Annotated in this window: 21 protein-coding genes and 1 tRNA gene; 3 read left to right on the forward strand and 19 right to left on the reverse strand. The window is 71.9% G+C overall.

Features of this window, described 5'->3' with window-relative positions:
* The first annotated feature begins 127 nt into the window (after nt 1–127).
* Nucleotides 128–1,096, forward strand: a complete 969-nt coding sequence (locus ACH499_RS03905; protein ID WP_399013635.1) for an ABC transporter ATP-binding protein — start codon at nt 128–130, stop codon at nt 1,094–1,096.
* A gap of 11 nt (nt 1,097–1,107) precedes the next feature.
* Here ACH499_RS03905 and ACH499_RS03910 read toward each other — a convergent pair whose 3' ends face one another.
* The 8 genes from ACH499_RS03910 to ACH499_RS03945 all read right to left on the reverse strand — a co-directional run bounded on the left by ACH499_RS03910 (nt 1,108) and on the right by ACH499_RS03945 (nt 10,582).
* A complete protein-coding gene (locus ACH499_RS03910) occupies nt 1,108–1,788 on the reverse strand; it encodes a hypothetical protein (protein WP_399013637.1) in 681 nt (226 codons plus the stop codon).
* Nucleotides 1,785–2,219, reverse strand: a complete 435-nt coding sequence (locus ACH499_RS03915) for a thioesterase family protein (RefSeq protein WP_356196584.1) — start codon at nt 2,217–2,219, stop codon at nt 1,785–1,787. The genes ACH499_RS03910 and ACH499_RS03915 overlap by 4 nt, the downstream gene beginning before the upstream one ends.
* Before the next feature lie 6 nt (nt 2,220–2,225).
* Nucleotides 2,226–3,890, reverse strand: coding sequence for an energy-dependent translational throttle protein EttA (gene ettA, locus ACH499_RS03920; RefSeq protein WP_356196583.1), 1,665 nt, complete (start codon nt 3,888–3,890; stop codon nt 2,226–2,228).
* Nucleotides 3,891–4,045: 155 nt separating this feature from the next.
* Entirely contained in the window at nt 4,046–4,300 is a 255-nt protein-coding gene (locus ACH499_RS03925) for a hypothetical protein (RefSeq protein ID WP_399013640.1), read from the reverse strand.
* Nucleotides 4,301–4,399: 99 nt separating this feature from the next.
* The gene (locus ACH499_RS03930; RefSeq protein WP_399013641.1) at nt 4,400–5,812 is read right to left on the reverse strand and encodes a Cys-Gln thioester bond-forming surface protein; all 1,413 of its coding nucleotides are present in this window, start codon (nt 5,810–5,812) and stop codon (nt 4,400–4,402) included.
* A 243-nt stretch (nt 5,813–6,055) separates the two neighbouring features.
* Entirely contained in the window at nt 6,056–6,523 is a 468-nt protein-coding gene (locus ACH499_RS03935; RefSeq protein ID WP_356196579.1) for a single-stranded DNA-binding protein, read from the reverse strand.
* A gap of 213 nt (nt 6,524–6,736) precedes the next feature.
* Nucleotides 6,737–8,971 carry a GTPase gene (locus ACH499_RS03940; RefSeq protein WP_399013644.1) on the reverse strand — a complete coding sequence of 745 codons (2,235 nt, stop codon included), beginning with the start codon at nt 8,969–8,971 and terminating at the stop codon, nt 6,737–6,739.
* A gap of 3 nt (nt 8,972–8,974) precedes the next feature.
* Complete coding sequence (locus tag ACH499_RS03945) at nt 8,975–10,582, reverse strand: dynamin family protein (protein WP_399013647.1); 1,608 nt, start codon at nt 10,580–10,582, stop codon at nt 8,975–8,977.
* A gap of 319 nt (nt 10,583–10,901) precedes the next feature.
* Between ACH499_RS03945 and ACH499_RS03950 the strand changes: the two genes are divergently transcribed.
* A tRNA-Arg gene (locus ACH499_RS03950) sits at nt 10,902–10,974 on the forward strand.
* A gap of 178 nt (nt 10,975–11,152) precedes the next feature.
* Here ACH499_RS03950 and ACH499_RS03955 read toward each other — a convergent pair.
* The 11 genes from ACH499_RS03955 to ACH499_RS04005 all read right to left on the reverse strand — a co-directional run bounded on the left by ACH499_RS03955 (nt 11,153) and on the right by ACH499_RS04005 (nt 18,493).
* Entirely contained in the window at nt 11,153–12,547 is a 1,395-nt protein-coding gene (locus tag ACH499_RS03955) for a tyrosine-type recombinase/integrase (RefSeq protein ID WP_399013649.1), read from the reverse strand.
* On the reverse strand, nt 12,547–12,744 hold the full coding sequence (locus tag ACH499_RS03960; protein WP_399013651.1) for a helix-turn-helix transcriptional regulator: 198 nt from the start codon (nt 12,742–12,744) through the stop codon (nt 12,547–12,549). Before ACH499_RS03960 ends, ACH499_RS03955 begins: the two co-directional genes overlap by 1 nt.
* Nucleotides 12,741–14,147: a replication initiator protein RepSA gene (gene repSA / locus ACH499_RS03965; protein ID WP_399013653.1), complete on the reverse strand. Its 1,407-nt coding sequence runs from the start codon at nt 14,145–14,147 to the stop codon at nt 12,741–12,743. Before repSA ends, ACH499_RS03960 begins: the two co-directional genes overlap by 4 nt.
* A gap of 88 nt (nt 14,148–14,235) precedes the next feature.
* On the reverse strand, nt 14,236–14,553 hold the full coding sequence (locus ACH499_RS03970) for a SpdD-like protein (RefSeq protein ID WP_217142687.1): 318 nt from the start codon (nt 14,551–14,553) through the stop codon (nt 14,236–14,238).
* 20 nt (nt 14,554–14,573) lie between these two features.
* Nucleotides 14,574–14,729, reverse strand: coding sequence for a hypothetical protein (locus tag ACH499_RS03975; RefSeq protein ID WP_078912063.1), 156 nt, complete (start codon nt 14,727–14,729; stop codon nt 14,574–14,576).
* Nucleotides 14,730–14,741: 12 nt separating this feature from the next.
* Nucleotides 14,742–14,933, reverse strand: a complete 192-nt coding sequence (locus ACH499_RS03980; protein WP_399013656.1) for a mobile element transfer protein — start codon at nt 14,931–14,933, stop codon at nt 14,742–14,744.
* 19 nt (nt 14,934–14,952) lie between these two features.
* Nucleotides 14,953–15,612: a DUF2637 domain-containing protein gene (locus ACH499_RS03985; protein ID WP_399013658.1), complete on the reverse strand. Its 660-nt coding sequence runs from the start codon at nt 15,610–15,612 to the stop codon at nt 14,953–14,955.
* A complete protein-coding gene (locus tag ACH499_RS03990) occupies nt 15,612–15,776 on the reverse strand; it encodes a hypothetical protein (RefSeq protein ID WP_356295495.1) in 165 nt (54 codons plus the stop codon). Before ACH499_RS03990 ends, ACH499_RS03985 begins: the two co-directional genes overlap by 1 nt.
* 83 nt (nt 15,777–15,859) lie before the next feature.
* Nucleotides 15,860–17,215: an FtsK/SpoIIIE domain-containing protein gene (locus tag ACH499_RS03995; RefSeq protein WP_399013660.1), complete on the reverse strand. Its 1,356-nt coding sequence runs from the start codon at nt 17,213–17,215 to the stop codon at nt 15,860–15,862.
* Nucleotides 17,216–17,217: 2 nt separating this feature from the next.
* On the reverse strand, nt 17,218–17,574 hold the full coding sequence (locus ACH499_RS04000; protein ID WP_030971328.1) for a hypothetical protein: 357 nt from the start codon (nt 17,572–17,574) through the stop codon (nt 17,218–17,220).
* A gap of 139 nt (nt 17,575–17,713) precedes the next feature.
* Nucleotides 17,714–18,493, reverse strand: coding sequence for a GntR family transcriptional regulator (locus tag ACH499_RS04005; RefSeq protein ID WP_399013662.1), 780 nt, complete (start codon nt 18,491–18,493; stop codon nt 17,714–17,716).
* An 18-nt stretch (nt 18,494–18,511) separates the two neighbouring features.
* Here ACH499_RS04005 and ACH499_RS04010 point away from each other — a divergent pair, with 18 nt between their 5' ends.
* Nucleotides 18,512–18,976: an NUDIX hydrolase gene (locus ACH499_RS04010; RefSeq protein ID WP_399013664.1), complete on the forward strand. Its 465-nt coding sequence runs from the start codon at nt 18,512–18,514 to the stop codon at nt 18,974–18,976.
* Nucleotides 18,977–19,235 lie beyond the last annotated feature (259 nt).

The raw sequence follows: 19,235 nt of genomic DNA on the forward strand, positions 1-19,235 counted from the left end.
AACCGCCCGAGAGCCTCGAACCCCGCGAGCCCCGCAACGCAGCGCGCCCCCGGTGCTGCGGCACGCACGCCCACCCCCCGCGTCGCCCGGCCCGCGGACACCCGGGGCACCTGCCGAGGAGACCCCGATGACGACGAACCCCACCCTCGCCGACCTGGCCGACCGCGCCACCGCGTCCCGTGACCGTCCCGCCTACGGCCACGACGCCCTGATCACCTGCGACCGCCTCGTGCGGGTCTTCAGCGCGGACGGCGTGGAGGTGCAGGCCCTTCAGGGTCTCGACCTGCTGGTCCGGGAGGGCGAGCTGATGGCGCTGGTCGGCGCCTCGGGCAGCGGCAAGTCGACGCTGATGAACATCCTCGCCGGGCAGGACACCCCCACCGCCGGTGCCGCCCGGGTCGCCGGGCGGGACCTGCTCACGATGACCGCGAAGGACCGTCTCGCCTACCGCCGCGAGGTGGTCGGCTTCGTCTGGCAGCAGACGGCCCGCAATCTCCTGCCCTACCTGACCGCGGCCCAGAACGTCGCCCTGCCCCTGCACCTCGCGGGCGCCCCCGGCCGGGGCCGTGCCGCCCGCCGGGCCCGCGCCGAACGCGCCCTGGAGCTGCTGGAGTTGCTGGAGGTCGCCGACTGCCGCGACCGCCGTCCGCACGAGATGTCGGGCGGCCAGCAGCAGCGCGTGGCCATCGCCGTGGCCCTGGTGGGCGACCCCGCCGTGCTGCTCGCCGACGAACCCACCGGTGAGCTCGACTCGCACACGGCGGAACAGATCTTCGCCGCCTTCCGCACCGCGAACGAACGGCTGGGGACCACCATCGTCGTCGTCACCCACGACCAGGCCGTGGCGGGCGAGGTCCGCCGCACGGTCGCCATCCGCGACGGCCGCACCTCCACCGAGGTGCTGCGCCGCAGCGAGGTGGACGCCGCGACCGGCGACGAGAGGGTGGTCGCCCGCGAGTACGCGATGCTCGACCGCGCCGGGCGCCTCCAGCTCCCCGCCGAGTACACGCGGGCCCTCGACATGCGCGACCGGGTCGCCCTGGAACTGGAGCCCGACCACATCGCCGTACGCCCGGACGACAGCGAACCCGTCTGAACCGCGCCGGCTCAGCGCACGCTGAGACCCAGTGCCCCGGTGCCCACCCGGCGCAGGGCGACGGACCCGTACGGGGTGCGCAGCCGCAGCCAGGCGCCCGAGGAGACCAGCGCGGGCCCGTCCTCGGCGTTCCCGCCGGGGCGCAGGAAGCCCAGCGACTGGGCGGCGTGGACGACACGTACCGGCAGGCCGGTGTCGCCGACCGTCCGGGACCAGATCTCCCGCCCGATCCGGTCCAGCTCGGACCGGGTGCGCTGGTCGGGATCCAGCTCGCCGGTCCGGGACCGGAACTCGGCGACGGCCGCGGAGACGAGGGCGCGCAGGGCGTCCGGGGCGGGCAGCCCCGGCTCGGGCCGCCAGCCGCCGCGCGGGGGCAGGACACCGGCCCACGGCGGCCCGGTGACCGCGGCGGGCACGGCCGCGGTGGCACCCGCCTCGTCCACCGACTCCAGGAGCTCACCGGCGGACACGGTCACGTCCAGCGTGGCGTCGAGCCCGTCCTCGTACGGCTTGGCCAGCCGTACCGCCCGTACGGCGAGCACCTCGAAGGAGGGCGGCCGCCCGAAGACGGCGAGCGCCGTACCGTGCGCCTGGAGGCGTACGGCGGCGCCGCGGTCGTAGTGGAGCAGGCGGGAGAGGAAGGCCGCGAGGTCGGCGGCCTCCCCCTCGTCGGCGAGATGGAGGACCGTCATGCGGCGACGGCCTCCTCCTCGCCGTCCCGCGCCTTCTCACCCGCGTCGTCCGTGTACTCCTCGAGGAACTCGCGCTCCTCCTCGGTGATCCGGCGGGGCCGCTGCGCCTCGAAGTCGAAGGGCACGATCACCGTGGAGGCGCGGACGTAGATCTCGTCCCCGTCCTTCACCTCGTAGGAGATGGTGAAGGACGCGGCCCGGATCTCGGTGATCCACAGCTCGATGTCGACCGGGCGGTGCCGGTGGACGAGCTGCCGCTTGTAGTCGATCTCGTGGCGCGCCACCACCGACCCCTGCTTGAAGTCCTTGTCCGGGCGGAACAGGAAATCGATACGGGCCTCCTCCAGGTAGCGGAGGAAGACCACGTTGTTGACGTGGCCGTACGCGTCCATGTCCGCCCAGCGCAGCGGGCAGCGGTAGATGTGCCGCAAGGTCGATCAGCCCCGGGTCAGCTTCTTGTAGGTGGCACGGTGCGGACGCGCGGCGTCCGGACCGAGTCGCTCGATCTTGTTCTTCTCGTACGACTCGAAGTTGCCCTCGAACCAGAACCACTTGGAGTCGCCCTCGTAGGCGAGGATGTGCGTGGCGACGCGGTCGAGGAACCACCGGTCGTGAGAGACGACCACGGCGCAGCCCGGGAACTCCAGCAGCGCGTTCTCCAGGCTGCTGAGGGTCTCGACGTCGAGGTCGTTGGTCGGCTCGTCGAGAAGCAGCAGGTTGCCGCCCTGCTTGAGGGTGAGCGCGAGGTTCAGCCGGTTGCGCTCACCGCCGGACAGGACACCGGCGGGCTTCTGCTGGTCCGGACCCTTGAAGCCGAACGCGGAGACGTAGGCCCGCGACGGCATCTCGACCTGGCCGACGTTGATGTAGTCCAGCTCGTCGGAGACGACGGCCCACAGCGTCTTCTTCGGGTCGATGTTCTCGCGGCTCTGGTCGACGTAGGAGATCTTGACGGTCTCGCCGACCTTGATGGAACCGGAGTCCGGCTCCTCGATGCCCTGGATCATCTTGAACAGGGTGGTCTTGCCGGCGCCGTTCGGGCCGATGACACCGACGATGCCGTTGCGCGGCAGCGTGAAGCTGAGGTCGTCGATGAGGACCTTGTCGCCGAAGGCCTTGCTGAGGTTGTCGACCTCGACGACGACGTTGCCCAGCCGCGGGCCCGGCGGGATCTGGATCTCCTCGAAGTCCAGCTTCCGCATCTTGTCCGCCTCGGCGGCCATCTCCTCGTACCGCGCCAGACGCGCCTTGGACTTGGCCTGGCGCCCCTTGGCGTTGGACCGCACCCATTCGAGCTCGTCCTTGAGGCGCTTCTGCCGCTTGGCGTCCTTCTGGCCCTCGACCTTGAGGCGGGTGGCCTTGGTCTCCAGGTACTTGGAGTAGTTGCCCTCGTAGCCGTGCAGGCGGCCGCGGTCGACCTCGCAGATCCAGCCGGCGACGTTGTCCAGGAAGTACCGGTCGTGGGTGACGGCCACGACGGTGCCCTCGTACTTGGCGAGGTGCTGCTCCAGCCAGTTCACCGACTCGGCGTCGAGGTGGTTGGTGGGCTCGTCGAGGAGCAGCAGGTCGGGGGCCTCCAGCAGCAGCTTGCAGAGCGCGACGCGGCGCTTCTCACCACCGGAGAGGTTCACGACCGGCCAGTCGCCGGGCGGGCAGCCCAGCGCGTCCATGGCCTGCTCGAGCTGGGCGTCGAGATCCCAGGCGTTGGCGTGGTCCAGCTCCTCCTGGAGCTTGCCCATCTCCTCCAGCAGCGCGTCCGAGTAGTCGGTCGCCATCTGCTCGGCGATCTCGTTGAACCGGTCGAGCTTGCCCTTGACCTCGGCGACGCCCTCCTGGACGTTCTCCAGGACGGTCTTCTCCTCGTTGAGCGGGGGCTCCTGCAGCAGGATGCCGACCGTGTAGCCGGGGGACAGGAACGCGTCACCGTTCGACGGCTGCTCGAGGCCCGCCATGATCTTCAGGACCGTCGACTTACCGGCACCGTTCGGACCGACCACACCGATCTTCGCGCCGGGAAGGAAGTTCAGCGAGACGTCGTCAAGGATGACCTTGTCGCCGTGCGCCTTGCGCGCCTTGCGCATGGTGTAGATGTACTCAGCCAAGAGAAACCGTCCGGCAGCTAAATCAGGCAGTGGGCAGATACACCCCATCTTGCCGCACCGCCACCCCTGTGAGGAAACGCGTGCCCGGCGGGAGCTCTGACCTGGGGTTCCGTGGATGGCGACGGTGGCCGGTGCCTCCCGCCGGAGGCATGACGTCAGCCCGACGACGCGCAGATGATCGCTGTGGCGGCGAAATCGGGCTCCGCGCGGCTGTCGCCGGTCCCGTTGCGCTCCGGACCGGCCGACGGCGTCGGCGCCGGGCATTGCGAGGAAGGGCTCGACGACGACGGTTCCGGCCTCGGCCCCGACGTCGGCTCGATCCCGTCGTCGATCGACTCCGTGAACGACCAGCAAGCGGCAACCAGCACGAACCAACCGCCGACCAGCCACCCTTTCGTACGCGGGCTCATCACACTCCCGTCCGAAGTCCCGCGGCGAGCGCCGAGCGCGTCGGCGGCGGGGTGGGCCGGCGAGGGGCGGGCGGCCGGGGCTCACCGGCCCCGAGCCGGTCAGCCCTGGCCGCGTTCCCTCCTGCGGCGCAGGAGGAGCAGCACCGCGCCGCCGATCACGACGAGGCCTATCGCCGTGCCTCCGATCAGGGGCGTCGCGTCGGAGCTGCCGGTCTGCGCGAGGTTGGGGTCGGGGCTGGGGTCGACGACCGTGGCGGGGGCCGGCTCGCCGAGGGTGCGGGTGGCGTCGTCGGCGGGGCTGCTCTGGACGCGGCAGTCGAGGATTCCCGTGAAGCGCTGCTCGAAGCCTCCGGGGGCGCGGACGGTGAAGTCGTAGGGACGGTCCTCCGGCAGCGGGATCGTGACCGTCCGGGTCTCGCCCGCCGCGATGATGTACTCGGAGTCGAGCAGCTCGAAGGTGAACGGCTCGTCGCCCTGGTTGGACGCGGTGATGTCCAGTCCGCCCTCGACGCAGTTCTTCGCCGCCGACAGCGCGGGTATCGGCCCCTGGTCGGCCCAGGTCGCCGTGGCCGTCGCCGTGACCGTCGACTCGCTGGAGCCGGCCAGGATCTGGGTCTGGCTGCGGCTCTCGGAGGCGAAGGCGCGGCCGACGGGCACGGTGGTCGAGGCCTGCACGGTCAGCCCGGCCGTGTCGGCCTCGGCGTCCTCGGGCACCTCGAAGAAGATCTGCGTGCCGTCGGCCACGGCGGTGACGGGCTTGCCCGCCTTGTCGACGAGCCGCACCCCGCTCGTGGCGGCGCCCGCCGACGGTGTCATGGTCGCGCTCGAGGCGTTGGTGCGCACCGTCACCGGACCGAGCCGCTCGCCCGGCCGGCCGGAGACCGCGGGCGGGACCAGGGTGAGCGAGGCCGGGGGCTCGGACAGGTTCCGGGCCTCCTTCTCCAGGTAGTCCGCGAGCCGTTCGGCCTGCGGATCGACGGCCTCGACGTCCACGGCGTCCGAGTAGCGCCAGATGGCCACCTGGGTTCCGGCCGCCGCGTCCTGCTCGGTGAGCCCGCCGCGCACCCCCGCCTTCTTGGCCAGCTCCGCGAGGTCGTTGACCTGCGGGTAGGAGTTCTGGAGGATCCAGCGGACGCGGCCGGCGTCCTTGTTGGTGCCGAGCGAGGTGCCCCGCCATGACGTCTCGTGGTACTTGGCGTCCTGCTGCGTGGGGTTCTGGATGTCGACGCAGTAGGTCTGCAGCATGCCGCCGCCCTCGACGGACATCTCGAACAGACCGGCCGACACGTGCTGGTCGCCGCCGGCCGCGTGTATGACGGCGGTTCCGTAGGTCTTGAGGCCGCCTATCGTGGCCGCCGCGCCGCCCTCCGCGCCCGAGGTCCCCTGCGCGGCGGCGGGGGCGGCACCGGCCGCCACACCGCCTGCGGCGAGGGCGGTCACGAGCACCGTGGCGGCGAGGCGCGCCGCCGCTCCCCGGCCGGGCCGGGACAGGACAGAGAGCGAAGAAAACACCGAATTCCCCTTCGAGCAGGACCCGTTGGCGTTGGGGGGTACGGTCCCACCAGCAGAAGCAGCAGCCCCACAGGACATGTTCGGCATCCTAAGGACCTGGCACACCGCGCTCCCCGGCGAGGCCGCTCCGGGCCATGATCCGACTCGGAATCGTTATCGCCGACACCCCCGTGAGCAGGGCTTATCGACAAATCCACCCGGGTTGATCCGCGCGCTTGCGTCGATAAGCCGCACTTCGGTCACCTATGCCACCGCGACGGGCTCCGGCCGCTGGTCGGTGTCCGCGGATGCCCTGTCCGCGGGCGGGGTCTCCCAGTTGGGCTCCGGTCGCGGCGGAGAGGCGGCCGGCTCGGCCCTGTTGGTGCGCCGGAACGCCGCCGTCCCCCGCGAGAGATCGTGTCCGATCGCCACCGCGTCGATGTCCGCCGAGGTCCGGCTCTGTCCCTCGCGCACGTCCGTACGCACCTTCAACCTGCCGTGGACGACGACCGGTTCGCCCACCGCCAGCGACGCCGCGGCGTTGGTGGCGAGCTGCCGGTTGGCCCACACCGTGAAGAAGTTGGTGTGCCCGTCCGTCCACGTGTTCTTCTCGCGGTCCCAGTAGCGCGCGGTGACCGCCAGCCGGAACCTCGCCGACGGCCCGCTCGCCAGGTCCCGGAACACCGGCTGCGTCGCCACGTTGCCCACGGCACAGATCATCGTCTCGTTCATCGCGAGTCCCTCCCTGCACGCGTACGGGCCCGGCCCGTACGGCTGCTGCGTCTGCCTGCCGGCGACCGCTTCGTCCGCGATCGCCGTGAGGCCAGACTGCCTCCGTCGGACCGGGCCCGCCGAACGCTGTGGACCCGCCCCCCGCTTGTGGAAAACCCCGCCACCCGCACGGGTGAGACCCGCTCCACGACAAGGCCCCCGGGGACCGGGCGGCTACCTCAGCGCGGCCGCCTGCCCCACTCCCGTCCCCGCGACACGCCCGTACTGCTCCCGCACCTCCCGGTACCGCAGCAGCTCCGCGGCCAGCGGGTCCAGTACCCGTGCCCGGCCGCATCCGGCGGCCGCCTCCCGCAATCGGCGTTCGGCCTCGTGGCCGTAGCGCCGCGCCGGTCCGCGTGCCGCGATGCGGCAGCTCCACTCGATGAGGGGGCCGCCGACGATGCCGGACACCATCAGCAGCACCGGCAGGCCCAGGTTCGGCGGCATGAAGCCGACGATCTGGCCGAGCAGCCACAGCCCGCCCACCACCTGCACGAGGGTCATGGACGCCTGGGCCAGCACGGCCACCGGCCACCACCCGGGCCGCGGCGGACGTCCCGGCTCAAGCCCCTGCTTCACCGCCAGCTCGTCCAGCGCCTCGGGCAGTTCCTGGGCGCCGCGGGCGGCCGCCTCCCGCATCGCCTGCGCCCAGGGCGCCGGCAGCCCGGCCGCCGCCCGGTCGGACACCGTGCGCACCGCCTGCTCGACGCGCTGCCGGGCCGTGATCTCCTCGTCCGCCTGGGCACGCGCGGGAAGCCGTCCCGTGGCCGGTTCCCGCCGGTCGTTGTACCAGCGCCACAGCCGCAGCCAGGGCGTGCCGCACGCGCGGTTGGCGTTGCGCAGCCAGGCCCGTTCGGCCGCCTCGCCCGCCGCCGTGGCGCCCACCGCGTCGGCCAGCCGGTCCGCGAACTCCTCCCGCGCCTCCTCGCTGAGCCCGGTGCGCTGCCCGGTGACGTACAGGGACCGCAGGCGCCCGGCGGCGGCGTCCACGTCGGCCGCGATGCGGCGCGCCGGGGCCTGCCGCTCGGTGACGAACTGGCTCAGCGACTCGCGCAGTTCGCCCACGCCGTCCCCGGTGAGCGCGGACAGGGCGAGCACGGTCGCGCCGGGTTCGCCGTACTCGCCCAGCGCGATGCCGTCCTCGTCGAGCAGGCGCCGCAGATCGTCGAGGACCTGCTCGGCGGCCTCGCCGGGAAGCCGGTCGACCTGGTTGAGGACGACGAAGGTGACCTCCGCGTGGCCGGCCATCGGCCGCAGGTAGCGCTCGTGGAGCATGGCGTCGGCGTACTTCTCCGGGTCGACGACCCAGATGACGGCGTCGACCAGGGCCAGGATCCGGTCGACCTGCTCGCGGTGCTGCACGGCCGCCGAGTCGTGGTCGGGCAGGTCGATCAGGACCAGCCCGCGCAACGGCGACTCGGCGTCCGGGTGCTGCAACGGGCGGCGGCGCAGCCGGCCGGGGATGCCAAGCCGGTCCAGCAGGCTGGCCGCGCCGTCGCTCCAACTGCACGCGATGGGCGCGGCGGTGGTGGGCCGGCGCACCCCCGTCTCGGAGATCGTCACCCCGGCGAGGGTGTTGAAGAGCTGGGACTTGCCGCTGCCGGTCGCGCCGGCGATGGCGACGACGGTGTGCTGCCCGGAGAGCCTGCGCCGTGCGGCGGCCTCGTCGAGGACCCGGCCCGCCTCGGCCAGGGTGCCGCTGTCGAGCCGGGCACGGGAGAGCCCCACCAGCTCGCGCAGCGCGTCGAGCCGCGACCGGAGCTGCCCGTCGTAGGCGAGCGGCATCAGCGCCGAGGAACCCGCCGGGCGGCGCGGCGCCGCGGTGAACCCCTCCGCGCCTCCGCTCTGGTCCACCCGCCGCGCGATGAGCCCGTCGCCCCAGACATCGCCCCCGTCGCGGGTCGCGCCGCCGTCCGAGGCTCCGCCCGAGGCACCCTCCGTACGGCCGTCGCGCTGCTCGCGTTCCCCGGGCCGGGAAGCACCGGCGTCCGTCCCGCGCGCGCGTGAGTCACGATCACGCTGGCGCTCGCTAGCCCGCTGCCCCGCAGGCGCGCCCTCGCCACGCCCCGCACGCTCGCCGGGACCGCTCCCCGCGCGCTCGCCCTCCGCCCCCGACGGGCGCTCGTCGTCACCACCCCGGGCACGCTCGCCCCCACCCCCGCGTGCACGCCCGCTCCCGCCGGCGTCCGCGGGCCCGCCGTCACCCGCCTCCGCGCGTGACCGCTCGGCACCGTCGCCCTGCTCCCCCTTCCGAAGCCGTCTCCCCCGACCCCGGTGATCGGTGCCGCGTTCCTCCCCGGCGCCCGTCCCGGGGGCGCCCGCGCCGCGGCTCTCCCGGACGCTCGGGGCTCCCGCCTCCTCCGTGTGGTCGGTGTGCTCGGTGGGGTCCTGGTCAGTGACGGCGGTCACCGGTCACCTCTCCTTCTGCAGTACGGACAGCGCGGCGATGAGTTCGGCCTGCGGCTCGGCATGGACCTCCAGCGCGTCGAGCGGCGCCAGCCGGCGCGCCCGCTCCGTGTGCAGGAAACGGTCCACGTGCTCGGTGAGCAGCCGCCCGCCCCGGTCGCGCAGCCGCAGCGCGCCATGGGCACCGATGCGTTCGGCGAGCCCCTCCCCGGCGCTGCGCGTCCGCTTGCCGCCCAGCAGCACGGTCGCGACGAGGGCGGTGATCATCTCGGGGTCCGGCGCCAGGTTCCGGTCGAGCCGGCCGACCTCCTCCTCGGCGTACTCCTCCAGCTCCCGCCGCCACCGCCGTACGGCCACCCCGATGCGGTGCTCGGCGCTGTCGGAGGCGGGCTCGCGCGCGGCGAGTTCCGGAGCGCCGGCGGCGGGTTCGCGCCGCCAGGCCTCGTCGACCTGATCGTCGGCGGCGGTGACGGCGCACAGCAGCAGGGCGCTCAGGCTCTCCACCAGGGAGTCGAGGAGCTCGCCGGGTGAGCAGTCGAGGGGGAAGGCCCGCCACCGCTTCAGGGCGTCCCCGGCGAGCACGGCCCCCGCCTGCAACCGCCCCCGCACGCGCGCGTGCTCGGCGTCGTACGCCTCGTCGACGGCGGCGGTGAGCCGCAGCGCGGCGGCGTACTGGGCGGCGGTGGCACTGGCCAGCTCGGGCATCCGGGCCTTGAGGGAGTCCAGGACCCCGTGCGCCGTACGGGCCATGGCGTCGTGCCGGGCCGCGAGGTCCTGGGCGCGGTGGACGAGCCAGGACCGCAGCGGCGCCACGGCGCTGGCCGGCAGCAGCCCGCCGCCCCAGGCCGACTCGGGCAGCTCGGGCACGGTGAAGCGGGGCACTTCGCCGAGGCCCGCCTTGGTGAGCAGGGCCGCGTACTGCCGCGACACCTCGGCCACCACCTGGTGGGGCACCCGGTCCAGCACGGTCACCAGGGTGGCGTCGTACTCCTTGGCGGTGCGCAGCAGTTGCCAGGGGACGGCGTCGGCGTAGCGGGCCGCGGTGGTGACCATCACCCAGATGTCGGCGGCGCAGATCAGTTCGGCGGCCAGGACGCGGTTGTCGGCGACGAGGGAGTCGATGTCGGGTGCGTCGAGGAGCGCTAGGCCGGGCGGCAGGGTGTCGGCGGTCTCGATGCGCAGCACGCGCGCGGGGTCCTCCCCCGGCAGCAGCAGATCGTCCTCGCGCTCCCGGTGGGGCACCCATACGCGCGTGAGGTCGGGCAGCACGCGCATGCCGCTGAACCAGTGGTGGTCCTCCGGATGGCACACCAGCACCGGCGTCCGGGTCGTGGGCCGCAGCACCCCGGCCTCGCTGACCCGCCGGCCGACGAGCGAGTTCACCAGCGTGGACTTCCCGGCGCCGGTGGACCCCCCGATCAGGGCCAGCAAGGGCGCTTCGGGGTCTCTCAGCCGGGGCACCAGATAGTCGTCGAGCTGGGCGAGCAGCTCGTCGCGGTTGGCACGCGCGCGTGGAGCACCCGCGAGGGGCAGCGGGAAGCGTGCGGCCGCGACACGGTCGCGCAGGGCGGAGAGTGCGTCGAGAAGCTGAGGCCGTACGTCCAAGGTCACCACATGGGAAGAATGCCCAATTTTAGGGGAATTCTGAAGCATATGCGCATGCCTGCGCGCCGACCGGACACTACGGACGTAAGGGGCTAGAGGGACACGAGGGCAGTCCAGGCATAACGAGTGCACAACACCCGATGCGCGAGACGCCAAAAGCGATGCACGATTCGTACCTGCCTGCGATTATCAGGACCGCTTCACCGAACCTCCACATCGAGCCACGGAGGCGAGGCAACAGGGACGAGGAGCCGGGAGCCCTATCCTTGTCCCCGGCAAGGTCACGGACCGGCCCACCCGGGCACCATGACCGAGGCCACCACACCAGGCCCCCGTAGCTCAGTGGATAGAGCAGGCGCCTTCTAAGCGCTTGGCCGCAGGTTCGAGTCCTGCCGGGGGCGCACATCTCTGCCCTCCCGTCGGGGAGGGCTTTTCGCTGGTCAGGCCGGGTATCAGCCGCCACGACGAAGCCCCGGGCACCCTTCTGACGATCAAGGGCGGGCTCCGGGACTGTCCGGCTGTCACCGGGTTCTCCCGGGTGGCCGTGTCGAATACGTGTCGAAGTTCTCGGCCGGAGGATCAGCCGGCGCCGGGTGCCTCCGGCAGGTCCCCCGCTGCTTCGAGCCGCCGCTTCAGATCCGGCAGCTGCCCGTCGACGCACCGGGCGTACGTGGCGAGGAGCACAGCCACGCTGTTCCCGGCCCACTCCGCCACCTGGGCGGGCGGGATCCCGTCGTTGAGCCACTTGGTCAGGCGCGTGTGCCGGTTGTCGTACACGCGCCGCCCGGTCGGCGACTCGAAGACGTGGGAAGGCAGCACGGCCTTACGCGCGCCGCGCCAGGCCCGACGGATGACCGAGCCGGCGAGGATGCCGCCCGACTCCCCCTGGAACAACAGATCGCCCGGCCGCAGCCGCTCGTCCTCGATGTGCCGCCGCAGGATGCGCGTCAGGGCCGGATGCCCCGGCACAGTGCGCGTCTCACCCTCCGCACGGCCCTTCAGGTCCCGCTGCTCGTGGATCTCACCCGTGTCGGTCCACTGCTTCCCGACCTCCGGAGTCGCCGTGTGGATCAGCAGCTCGCACCACTGGTCCTCGGCGTCGGGCTCGGGCAGCGTGACATCCTCCACCCGCATCGCCACGGCTTCCTCGGGGCGCGGACCGCAGTAGTACAGCGTGGCGAAGAAGGCGTGGAGCCGCCTGCCACCGCGCGGCCGGCGCCGTATCCAGTCGAGGATCGCCGCCGCCTGCTCGGGGTTCAGCAAGGACCGCTTGTCCACGGCGTTCGAGGTCTTCGTGACGGCCGTCGACTCCTTGCCCTTGGGAAGGGGATTGACCCGCAGGACGCGCCGCCGGACCGCGTGCTTCATGACGACGTTGAGGATCCGCCGGTTGCGCTTCCGGGACCAGGCCGCAGCCTGCCTGCCGTCAAGGCGGGTGTCGATGGCCCGCAGGACCTGGTCGACCTTCTCCAGGTCCTCCCAGACCGAGACGGGCAGGGAGTTCCGCTCGACCCACCTGAGAATGGCCACCACGTCCCGCGGCGCCTCAGGTCGTCGGTTCGTGTTGAACGCCCACTCACGCAGGGCGGTACGCACGGCCGCAGGCGCGAACTGCGTGGGCTTGGCACGCAGCAGCGCGATGGTCGTCGCGGTCAGGGTCTTGGCGATGTTCTTGCGGCTGTTGCCACCGAGCTGGGACCAGCGGGCGTCCACGTACTCGACGGCGAACTTGTACCAGCTCATGGCAGCCGACTTGGAGCGGTGGGACACCGGAAGACCGGTGGTGACGACGAACGCCTCCCCCTTACCGGTGGCCCGGATGAGTTCGGAGCGGAAACCTTCGGCGAGGGCGACCGTGTCGAAGGGCTCACGCCAGCGTTTCCCCGCGACCACCCAGCGCACCGTGTACGTGCTCTTCCGGGCGCCCTTGTACATGAGGATCTTGTAGACCTTGACGTCGTACGTCGTCTCCATCAGGCGGCGTCCTCGCGGTCGGAGAGCCAGTCTTCGAGGTCGCTCCGCCGAATCCGGAGGTCGCCGTTCGGGAGCTTGATGCAGCGCGGCGCCCGATGCTTGGCCCGCCAGTCGTAAAAGGTCGAGCGCGAGATGGCCAGTTCCTCACAGACCTCAGCGAGGGTGAGCATGCTGCGTGACCGGACGGCCGTGGTCATTCCGTGCTCCCTTCGTCCAGGAGGGCTTCGCGAGCGGTCTCGCGATTGGTCCGGAGGTCGCGGGCGATGGTCGCGGCGAGGGCGGCTTCACCCGGCGTGTGGCCGTGGCCGGCGTACTGCCAGTCGGCCAGGACCAGGACGGTGTCCGGCTCACGGTCGTCGAGGCCGAGGACGGAGGCTTCCTGGGCGGCGCGGTAGTCGGCGCGTTCCTGGCGGAGGGCGCCGAGGGTGGTGGAGTAGGTGCGCGACTTGGACGAGAAGTGCCCGCGGAAGCCCAGCATGTGCGCCCAGGCCCAGAGACGCCGTTCCGGGTAGAGGCGGTCCAGGTCGCGGCACGCGGTGATGAGGCGGCGGGTGTGGTCGGGGACGCCGTGGCGGTCGAGTTCGGAGAGTTCGCCGATGCGGCGGTCCAGGGTGCCGGTGTTCTCGGCGGCCTTGGTGGCGTACTTGGCCACGTACGAGGCCACAGCTTGCTCGGTGATGTCGGAGCCGTCACCGAAGGCCTGGACCGGGCGGACATCGAGTTGCCGACCCCAGCGGAAGGTCCGAGTCGGCTGATCACCGGCAGCCGGAACGGAGACCGACGTGTACGAGTGCGCGGCGGCGGCGCGCAGCGCGTCCGTGAGGACGTCGACCGTGGCCCAGGCGGGCGGTGGCGTCCCGGGCCCTTCCGGACCGTCGAGACGTACGACGGCATGGAAGTGCAGGGCCCCGCGCTTCTGGAATTCGGCGACCTTGCCGTACGAGACGCGAAGGTGATCGGCGAGTTCCCGGCGGGTCAGACCGGCGCGGGCGGCGAGTTCGCGGCGGAGTCGCGTGGTGAAGCGCTGCCAGAGCTGTCCGGCGTGGTTGTTGAACAACACGGCGCCCGCGTAGTCGTAGGTCTCGGGGGCAAGGGCAGTGCCCAGCTCCGGGGCGTCGGGCGCGTGCGGGGTGCCGCAGCGGCAGGTGCCGTGGTCGGGGCGGTTATGGACCGGGCCGAACGAGGGCGCGGTGAGGGTGGCGAAGACCCGCGGGTGATCTCGGACGGTGGCGGGGACGTCGCGGCGGTCGTCCCCGGCCAGGCCCGCGCGGATGAGGTGGTAGGTGTCGCCCGCGTAGGTCCAGGCGCAGGACAGGCAGCGGGACGCGCGGCGGTTTCCGCAGGCGAGGCGGAGACGGCCGCCCGGCTCGTTCGCGGTGGAGTAGTGGTGCAGGGTCTCACCGCTGGTCTTGTCCTTGTGGAGGATCCAGCCGGCGAGGTGGATCGGATCGGAGCAGCCGCCGGTGCGACGGATCTGGTCTTCCCAGCGTGCGTAGTCGGAAGCCGAGGCCACTCGGAGCACGTCCCCGAGGGCGATCGGGTCGAGCAGGATGTCTGGCGTGGGCGCACTCGGTGTCGCGGATGAGGCGCGGTGGGCCATGCTGGATGTTCCTTCCGGTTGCGAGATCGGACAGGGACGGCGCCCGGGCGGCGGATGCTTGGCGGTATCGAGGCCGCCCGGGGGCCGGTCAGCGTCGCTTGGCGTCCGCGTGGACGAGCGAGCGGATCACCAGGGCGCAGATGGCGACCGAGACGCCGGTGACCGCGACGGCCAGGAGCATCGAGACGAGGACGGCGCCGACGACTAGGACCACGGCGGTGCCGCCGCCGACGAGGGCGAGCGCGGTGCCGGGGGTGAGCTGGACCGTGGGCCGGGACGACGCCGGGGTCGGCGGGGTGGCCGGCGGGGGCGCGGTGGTCGGGGTGATGGTGGTCGGCTCGACGACGGCGGGCGGGGTGGCCAGGCCGGTCGGCGTCGGCATGGTGGGGATCTTCGGGCGGAACATCGGTGATCTCCTTCGGGCGGTTACTTGATCAGGCTGTTGACGGCGGGGGCCAGGACGCTGTCGGCGAGGAGGAAGCCGCCAAGGAGCAGCACGGCGATGAGCCAGGCGGGCGGGCGGATGAGCTTGACGCCGAGGTAGCCGACGACGAGGAGCGCGAGCCAGAGCGGGACCTGCATGGCGGTTGCCTCCTAGCGGACGCGGCAGCGGTGGGTGCGGGCGGCGAGCTGGGCGGCGGTCTGGCTGGTGTAGTCGGCGGACCAGCCGCAGCCGTCGGAGCTGCACACGGCGGCGTGCTTGGTCCGGCCGTTGCGGTCGCGTTGGGTGCCGATCTGTACCGGGCCGATGCGCATCACGGAGTGGAAGTTGTCGCGGGCGGGCATGGCTGGTTCTCCTTCCTGGTCAGGCGAGGTGGGCGGCGATGGCGTCGGCCAGGTGGGGCGGGACGCCGAGGCGGGCGCGGAGGGTGTCGGTGTCGATCGGGGAGCCGGTGCGGACGCGGTACTCGTCGGCGACCTTGCGGGCGTGGTCGACGAGGACGGGGGGAACCGCGGGGGCTGGGGTGGGAGCCGGAAGGGCCGGGGGCTCGTCGGCTTGAGGGGCCGGGGTCTCCGGTTCGGGCTCGGGAGTCGTGTCCCGTGCGGGGATGGTGTCGGGCTCGGGCTCGGAGGCCGGCGGTTCCGGCTGCGTTTGGTGCTTGGCGGAGTGGGCGAGCAGCGTGCCGCCGAGGAAGGCCAGGGCGGGCCATCCGGCGATGCCGAGGCGGAGCAGGGCGGGCGGGTCGGCCAAGTCGAGGAAACCGGCGGTGGCGACGTTGGCGCCGAGCGAGGCGAACAGGGCGATGAGGAACCAGGACCAGGCGAGCCGGGAGGGTCCCTCGCTGCGGAGCCGTCGCCAGGCGGCGACCAGGAGCAGGTCGACGCTGACCGGGTAGGCCCAGGCTTTCCATCCGTCCTGTCCCGCAGCGGCGGCCAGGTCGTGCAGGTGGGCGAAGGACAGAGCTCCGGCGATGACGGCCTGGACCAGGACGGCGTCGATGCGCAGACCGAGGCGGCCGGCCATCAGAAGTCCCCGGCGGCGGTGTCGGGCGGCTCGGGGAGCGAGGCGGCCAGCGAGGGGCTGACGGCTTCGACGAAGTCGAGGTCCGCGCCGTTCGTGTCGGCGTAGAGGGCGAGTTGGCCGAGCAAAAGCACGGTGCGGGCGAAGTCCTCGCAGTCGGGGCACATGGCGGTCGTTCTCCCTTCATCAGGCATGGCGGGGTAGGGACGTGGCGCGAGGACGGCCGCGCCGACCGGGGAGGTGCGGAGGGTCAGGCCGTGACGGGTGCTGTCTTGGACAGCGGCGCCGGGGCTGCGGCGGTGCCGGTCAGCGCGGGGCGGAACGGGGCCAGCTCGGGCAGTTCCGGGGCGCGGTCGGCATACCGGTTGCAGATGTTGGCGGCCTGGCGAAGCGAGGTGTGCGGGGCGCGGATGCGGTGCCAACCACCGGTCGAGTCACCGGCGACGGCGACGCCGCGCATCTCCGCGGGGATCTGGATGGCGGCCAGGACGGCGTCCGGAGAGATGTCGCCGAAGGCCATGTTCGCGCTGGTCTCGTCGTTGACGCGGTGGGCAGTGCGGCCGGTGAGCTGGGCGCGGAGCATGGTGATGCCCTTGCCGAGTTCGGAGCCGAAGCGCTGGCCGCAGATTTCGAGGTAGATGCCGGCGGCGCGGCCGAGCTGGGCGAGGCGGACCAGAGCGGTGATGATCCGGTCGCGCCGCTTCTCCTCTTCCTTGGTGGCGAAGAGGGCGAGTTCGGCGACTTCATCGACCAGGACGACGATGGGGGTCGGGCGGAGGTGGTCGGGCAGGTCCCAGATGTCGGCGGCGATCTCGGCGTCTGGGACGTCGGCGGTGATGCGCTGTTCGGCGCGGATGAGTTGGTAGACGTCCTCCATGCGGGCCACGAGTGCGTCGAGGAGTTCGGCGGCGGTGTCGGGGTTGTCGGCGAGGGCGGAGAACCGGCGGGCGAGCGGAAGTTGTTCGACGCCTTGCTTGCAGTCGATGCCGACCAGGGCGACGTCCATCGGGGCGAGCCCGGCGACGAGGTTGCGCTGGTAAACGGACTTGCCGGACTCGGTGGCTCCGAGGGTGAGCGCGTGGGGTATCGCCCGGTAGTCGCGGTAGTGGATCGAGCCGTCCTCGCGCAGGGCGACCGGAACCCGCATCGGACGGGTGTCGGTCTTGGCCGGCATCTGCACCCGCTTGAGTACGTCGTAGCCGGTCATCCGCACCTCGATCACGCCTGAGCGCAGCTCACGGGAGGTGACGCCGTACATCGAGAAGGAGTGGCGGAGCCGGTCGGAAGCGGCGGCGATGTCGAAGGCGTCCTGTCCGGGCCGCAGCTTGAGCCGTAAGACCAGGCCGGTGCGGGTGGGTCGGACGCGGAGGATGCGCGGTGGACGGGACTCCGGGACCGGCCGGTTGGTCATCCGGGCGAAGGCGAGACGCCAGCGCGGAGCCGGGACCGTGAGCCCGCAGGCGTCCATGACCGAGGTGTACCGGACCAGGACGCGCAGCGCGGCGAGGGTGATCCCGAAGGTCAGCCAGTACCAGGCGGGGCGCCGCCACCGCAGGAGACCCGCGGCGGCGACGACCAGCACGAGCGTGACCGTGAAGGCGGTCATGGTCAGGCCGCCTTCGTCTGCGCGGCCATGTCGGCGAGGGAGGTCACGGCGACCGCGCGGAAGGCGATGCCGTGCCGCTTCTGGCCGTTGAACTCGTTCTCCCACGGCCGGGCGATCAGGCCAGTGAGGGCGACCGGGGTGCCCATGGCCAGCTCACCGGAGATGCCGGTCTCCGGAACGGTGATGGACAGGATCTCGACCTCGTCGTTGGCGGCGAACATCACGTCGACGGTCATGAGCTTGGCGCCGGTGTCGATGTCCGTGGCGATCTCGCCGGTGCGGCGGTCCTTGACCTTGGGCTGCGGGGTCTTGGCGACCATCACGGTGGCGGCGGTGGTGTCGACGGGGATCTGACGCATGGCAAAGCACTCCTCTACAGAGGCGGGACTCCATCACTCATGTATATGAGTGACATGAAGAAGAGTGCATCACTCCTATACATGAGTCAACCCGCCGCGGCTCAGAAGTCGCGGCGGGCTGCGTGGAGTTGAGGCAGTGTCAGTCGGCGGCCGGGATGCGGTACTCGAAAACGAACTGGTCAGCAGCCATGAGCGTGTCGCAGACCTCGACCACGCGACCCTCGGTCGTACGGGCCTCGCGGATCAGATGGACCACGGGCGCACCAGGACTGAGGGCGAGCTCCGACGCCTCCGCCTTGGAGGCCGGCCGCGCCTGCAAGGTCTCGACGAACTCCACGAACTCGTGCCCGTGGTCCTCGAGTCGGGCGTAGATGCCACCGCCGCCGGGGTTCTCGGCGAACAGCTCGGGGATCTCCTTCACCACGTCCCACGGGAGGTAGGAGGAGGCGGTCTCGACCGGAGTGCCGTTTCGGAAGTAGAGGCGGCGCCGGGCGAGCACCTGGGCACCGGCGTCTACACCGAGCCGTCGGGCCGCATCCTCGGGAGCCTCCATAGGGCCGATGTAGAGGACGCTGACCTTGGCGGTGGCGCCGGACTGTGCCGACTCGGCCAGGTAGGCGGCCTTGCCGCCGCGCCGGTGCGAGCGGTGGAAGCGGTCGGAGGAGCGGTGCCGTACCGGCGGCCGGTCCTTCACAATCGAGCCCTTGCCGTGCCGGGTCTCGACGAGCCCGCTGGCCCGCACCTCCACCATGGCCTTGCGGATGGTCCCGCCGGACACGCCGTAACGGTCGACCAGCTCCGATTCACTTGGCACCATCTCACCGGGCTTGAGGACACCAGCCCGGATCTGCTGCACGATCTCCTCGGCGATCTGCACATACCGAGGTACGGACCGCTCACCTCCTGCTGCGGTTCCCATAGTCCTTCCCTGCCTCCTATGCTCCTGTATATGAGTGAATCACAAGGAGCAACGTCCGCGCCGCTGCACTCGGTATCCGTAGCCGGGGTGGTGGTCCGCGAAGACGGCCGACTCCTGGCGATTCGCCGCGCGGATAACGGCACTTGGGAGCTGCCCGGTGGAGTACTCGAACTCGACGAGACCCCGGAGGCCGGCGTCGCCCGCGAGGTCCTGGAGGAGACGGGCATCCACGTCGAGGTCGACGAGCTGACCGGCGTCTACAAGAACACGACACGCGGCATCGTGGCCCTGGTCTTCCGCTGCAAGCCATCCGGCGGCACCGAGCGCACGTCCAGCGAGTCGACAGCCGTCGAGTGGCTCACGCCCGACCAGGTCAGCGAGCGCATGGCAGAGGTCTACGCGATCAGGCTCTTGGACGCCTTGGACGGCAGCGGCCCCCACGTACGGAGCCATGACGGGAAGCACCTCATCACAGCGGGATAAGACTTTCTCTACTTCATCAAGGCGGCTCGCTCCGCTCACCGCGCGCGGCCCGGCCCCCGGCCGGACCTGCGCTCCTGTCTCCGCCCCGCTCCAGCCCGGCCGGCACCCGTGCCGCGCTCAGAACAATCAGCAGCCTGATGCCAGAGAGGGGGTACGTCGTGGCTGGGGCGGTCGGTTCCACGGCTTTAGGCAGCCACTTTGGCGCGAGCCTCGAAGATCATGGCCCCAACGTCGTGCTTCAACGGGCAGGTCCACAGAC

It is taken from the genome of Streptomyces sp. NPDC018947 (genome assembly GCF_044390505.1).
GTDB lineage: Bacteria > Actinomycetota > Actinomycetes > Streptomycetales > Streptomycetaceae > Streptomyces.

Bases quoted from the DNA above. Each gene is read 5' to 3' on its own strand.
- ACH499_RS03995 (WP_399013660.1), bottom strand. From the start codon at position 17,215: ATGACCGCCTTCACGGTCACGCTCGTGCTGGTCGTCGCCGCCGCGGGT.
- ACH499_RS03985 (WP_399013658.1), bottom strand. From the start codon at position 15,612: ATGGCCGGCCGCCTCGGTCTGCGCATCGACGCCGTCCTGGTCCAGGCC.
- ACH499_RS03935 (WP_356196579.1), bottom strand. From the start codon at position 6,523: ATGAACGAGACGATGATCTGTGCCGTGGGCAACGTGGCGACGCAGCCG.
- ACH499_RS03905 (WP_399013635.1), top strand. From the start codon at position 128: ATGACGACGAACCCCACCCTCGCCGACCTGGCCGACCGCGCCACCGCG.
- ACH499_RS03960 (WP_399013651.1), bottom strand. From the start codon at position 12,744: ATGACCACGGCCGTCCGGTCACGCAGCATGCTCACCCTCGCTGAGGTC.
- ACH499_RS03975 (WP_078912063.1), bottom strand. From the start codon at position 14,729: ATGCAGGTCCCGCTCTGGCTCGCGCTCCTCGTCGTCGGCTACCTCGGC.
- ACH499_RS04000 (WP_030971328.1), bottom strand. From the start codon at position 17,574: ATGCGTCAGATCCCCGTCGACACCACCGCCGCCACCGTGATGGTCGCC.
- ACH499_RS03910 (WP_399013637.1), bottom strand. From the start codon at position 1,788: ATGACGGTCCTCCATCTCGCCGACGAGGGGGAGGCCGCCGACCTCGCG.
- ACH499_RS03970 (WP_217142687.1), bottom strand. From the start codon at position 14,553: ATGTTCCGCCCGAAGATCCCCACCATGCCGACGCCGACCGGCCTGGCC.
- ACH499_RS04010 (WP_399013664.1), top strand. From the start codon at position 18,512: ATGCTCCTGTATATGAGTGAATCACAAGGAGCAACGTCCGCGCCGCTG.
- repSA (WP_399013653.1), bottom strand. From the start codon at position 14,147: ATGGCCCACCGCGCCTCATCCGCGACACCGAGTGCGCCCACGCCAGAC.
- ACH499_RS03990 (WP_356295495.1), bottom strand. From the start codon at position 15,776: ATGTGCCCCGACTGCGAGGACTTCGCCCGCACCGTGCTTTTGCTCGGC.
- ACH499_RS03925 (WP_399013640.1), bottom strand. From the start codon at position 4,300: ATGAGCCCGCGTACGAAAGGGTGGCTGGTCGGCGGTTGGTTCGTGCTG.
- ACH499_RS03980 (WP_399013656.1), bottom strand. From the start codon at position 14,933: ATGCCCGCCCGCGACAACTTCCACTCCGTGATGCGCATCGGCCCGGTA.
- ACH499_RS04005 (WP_399013662.1), bottom strand. From the start codon at position 18,493: ATGGGAACCGCAGCAGGAGGTGAGCGGTCCGTACCTCGGTATGTGCAG.
- ACH499_RS03955 (WP_399013649.1), bottom strand. From the start codon at position 12,547: ATGGAGACGACGTACGACGTCAAGGTCTACAAGATCCTCATGTACAAG.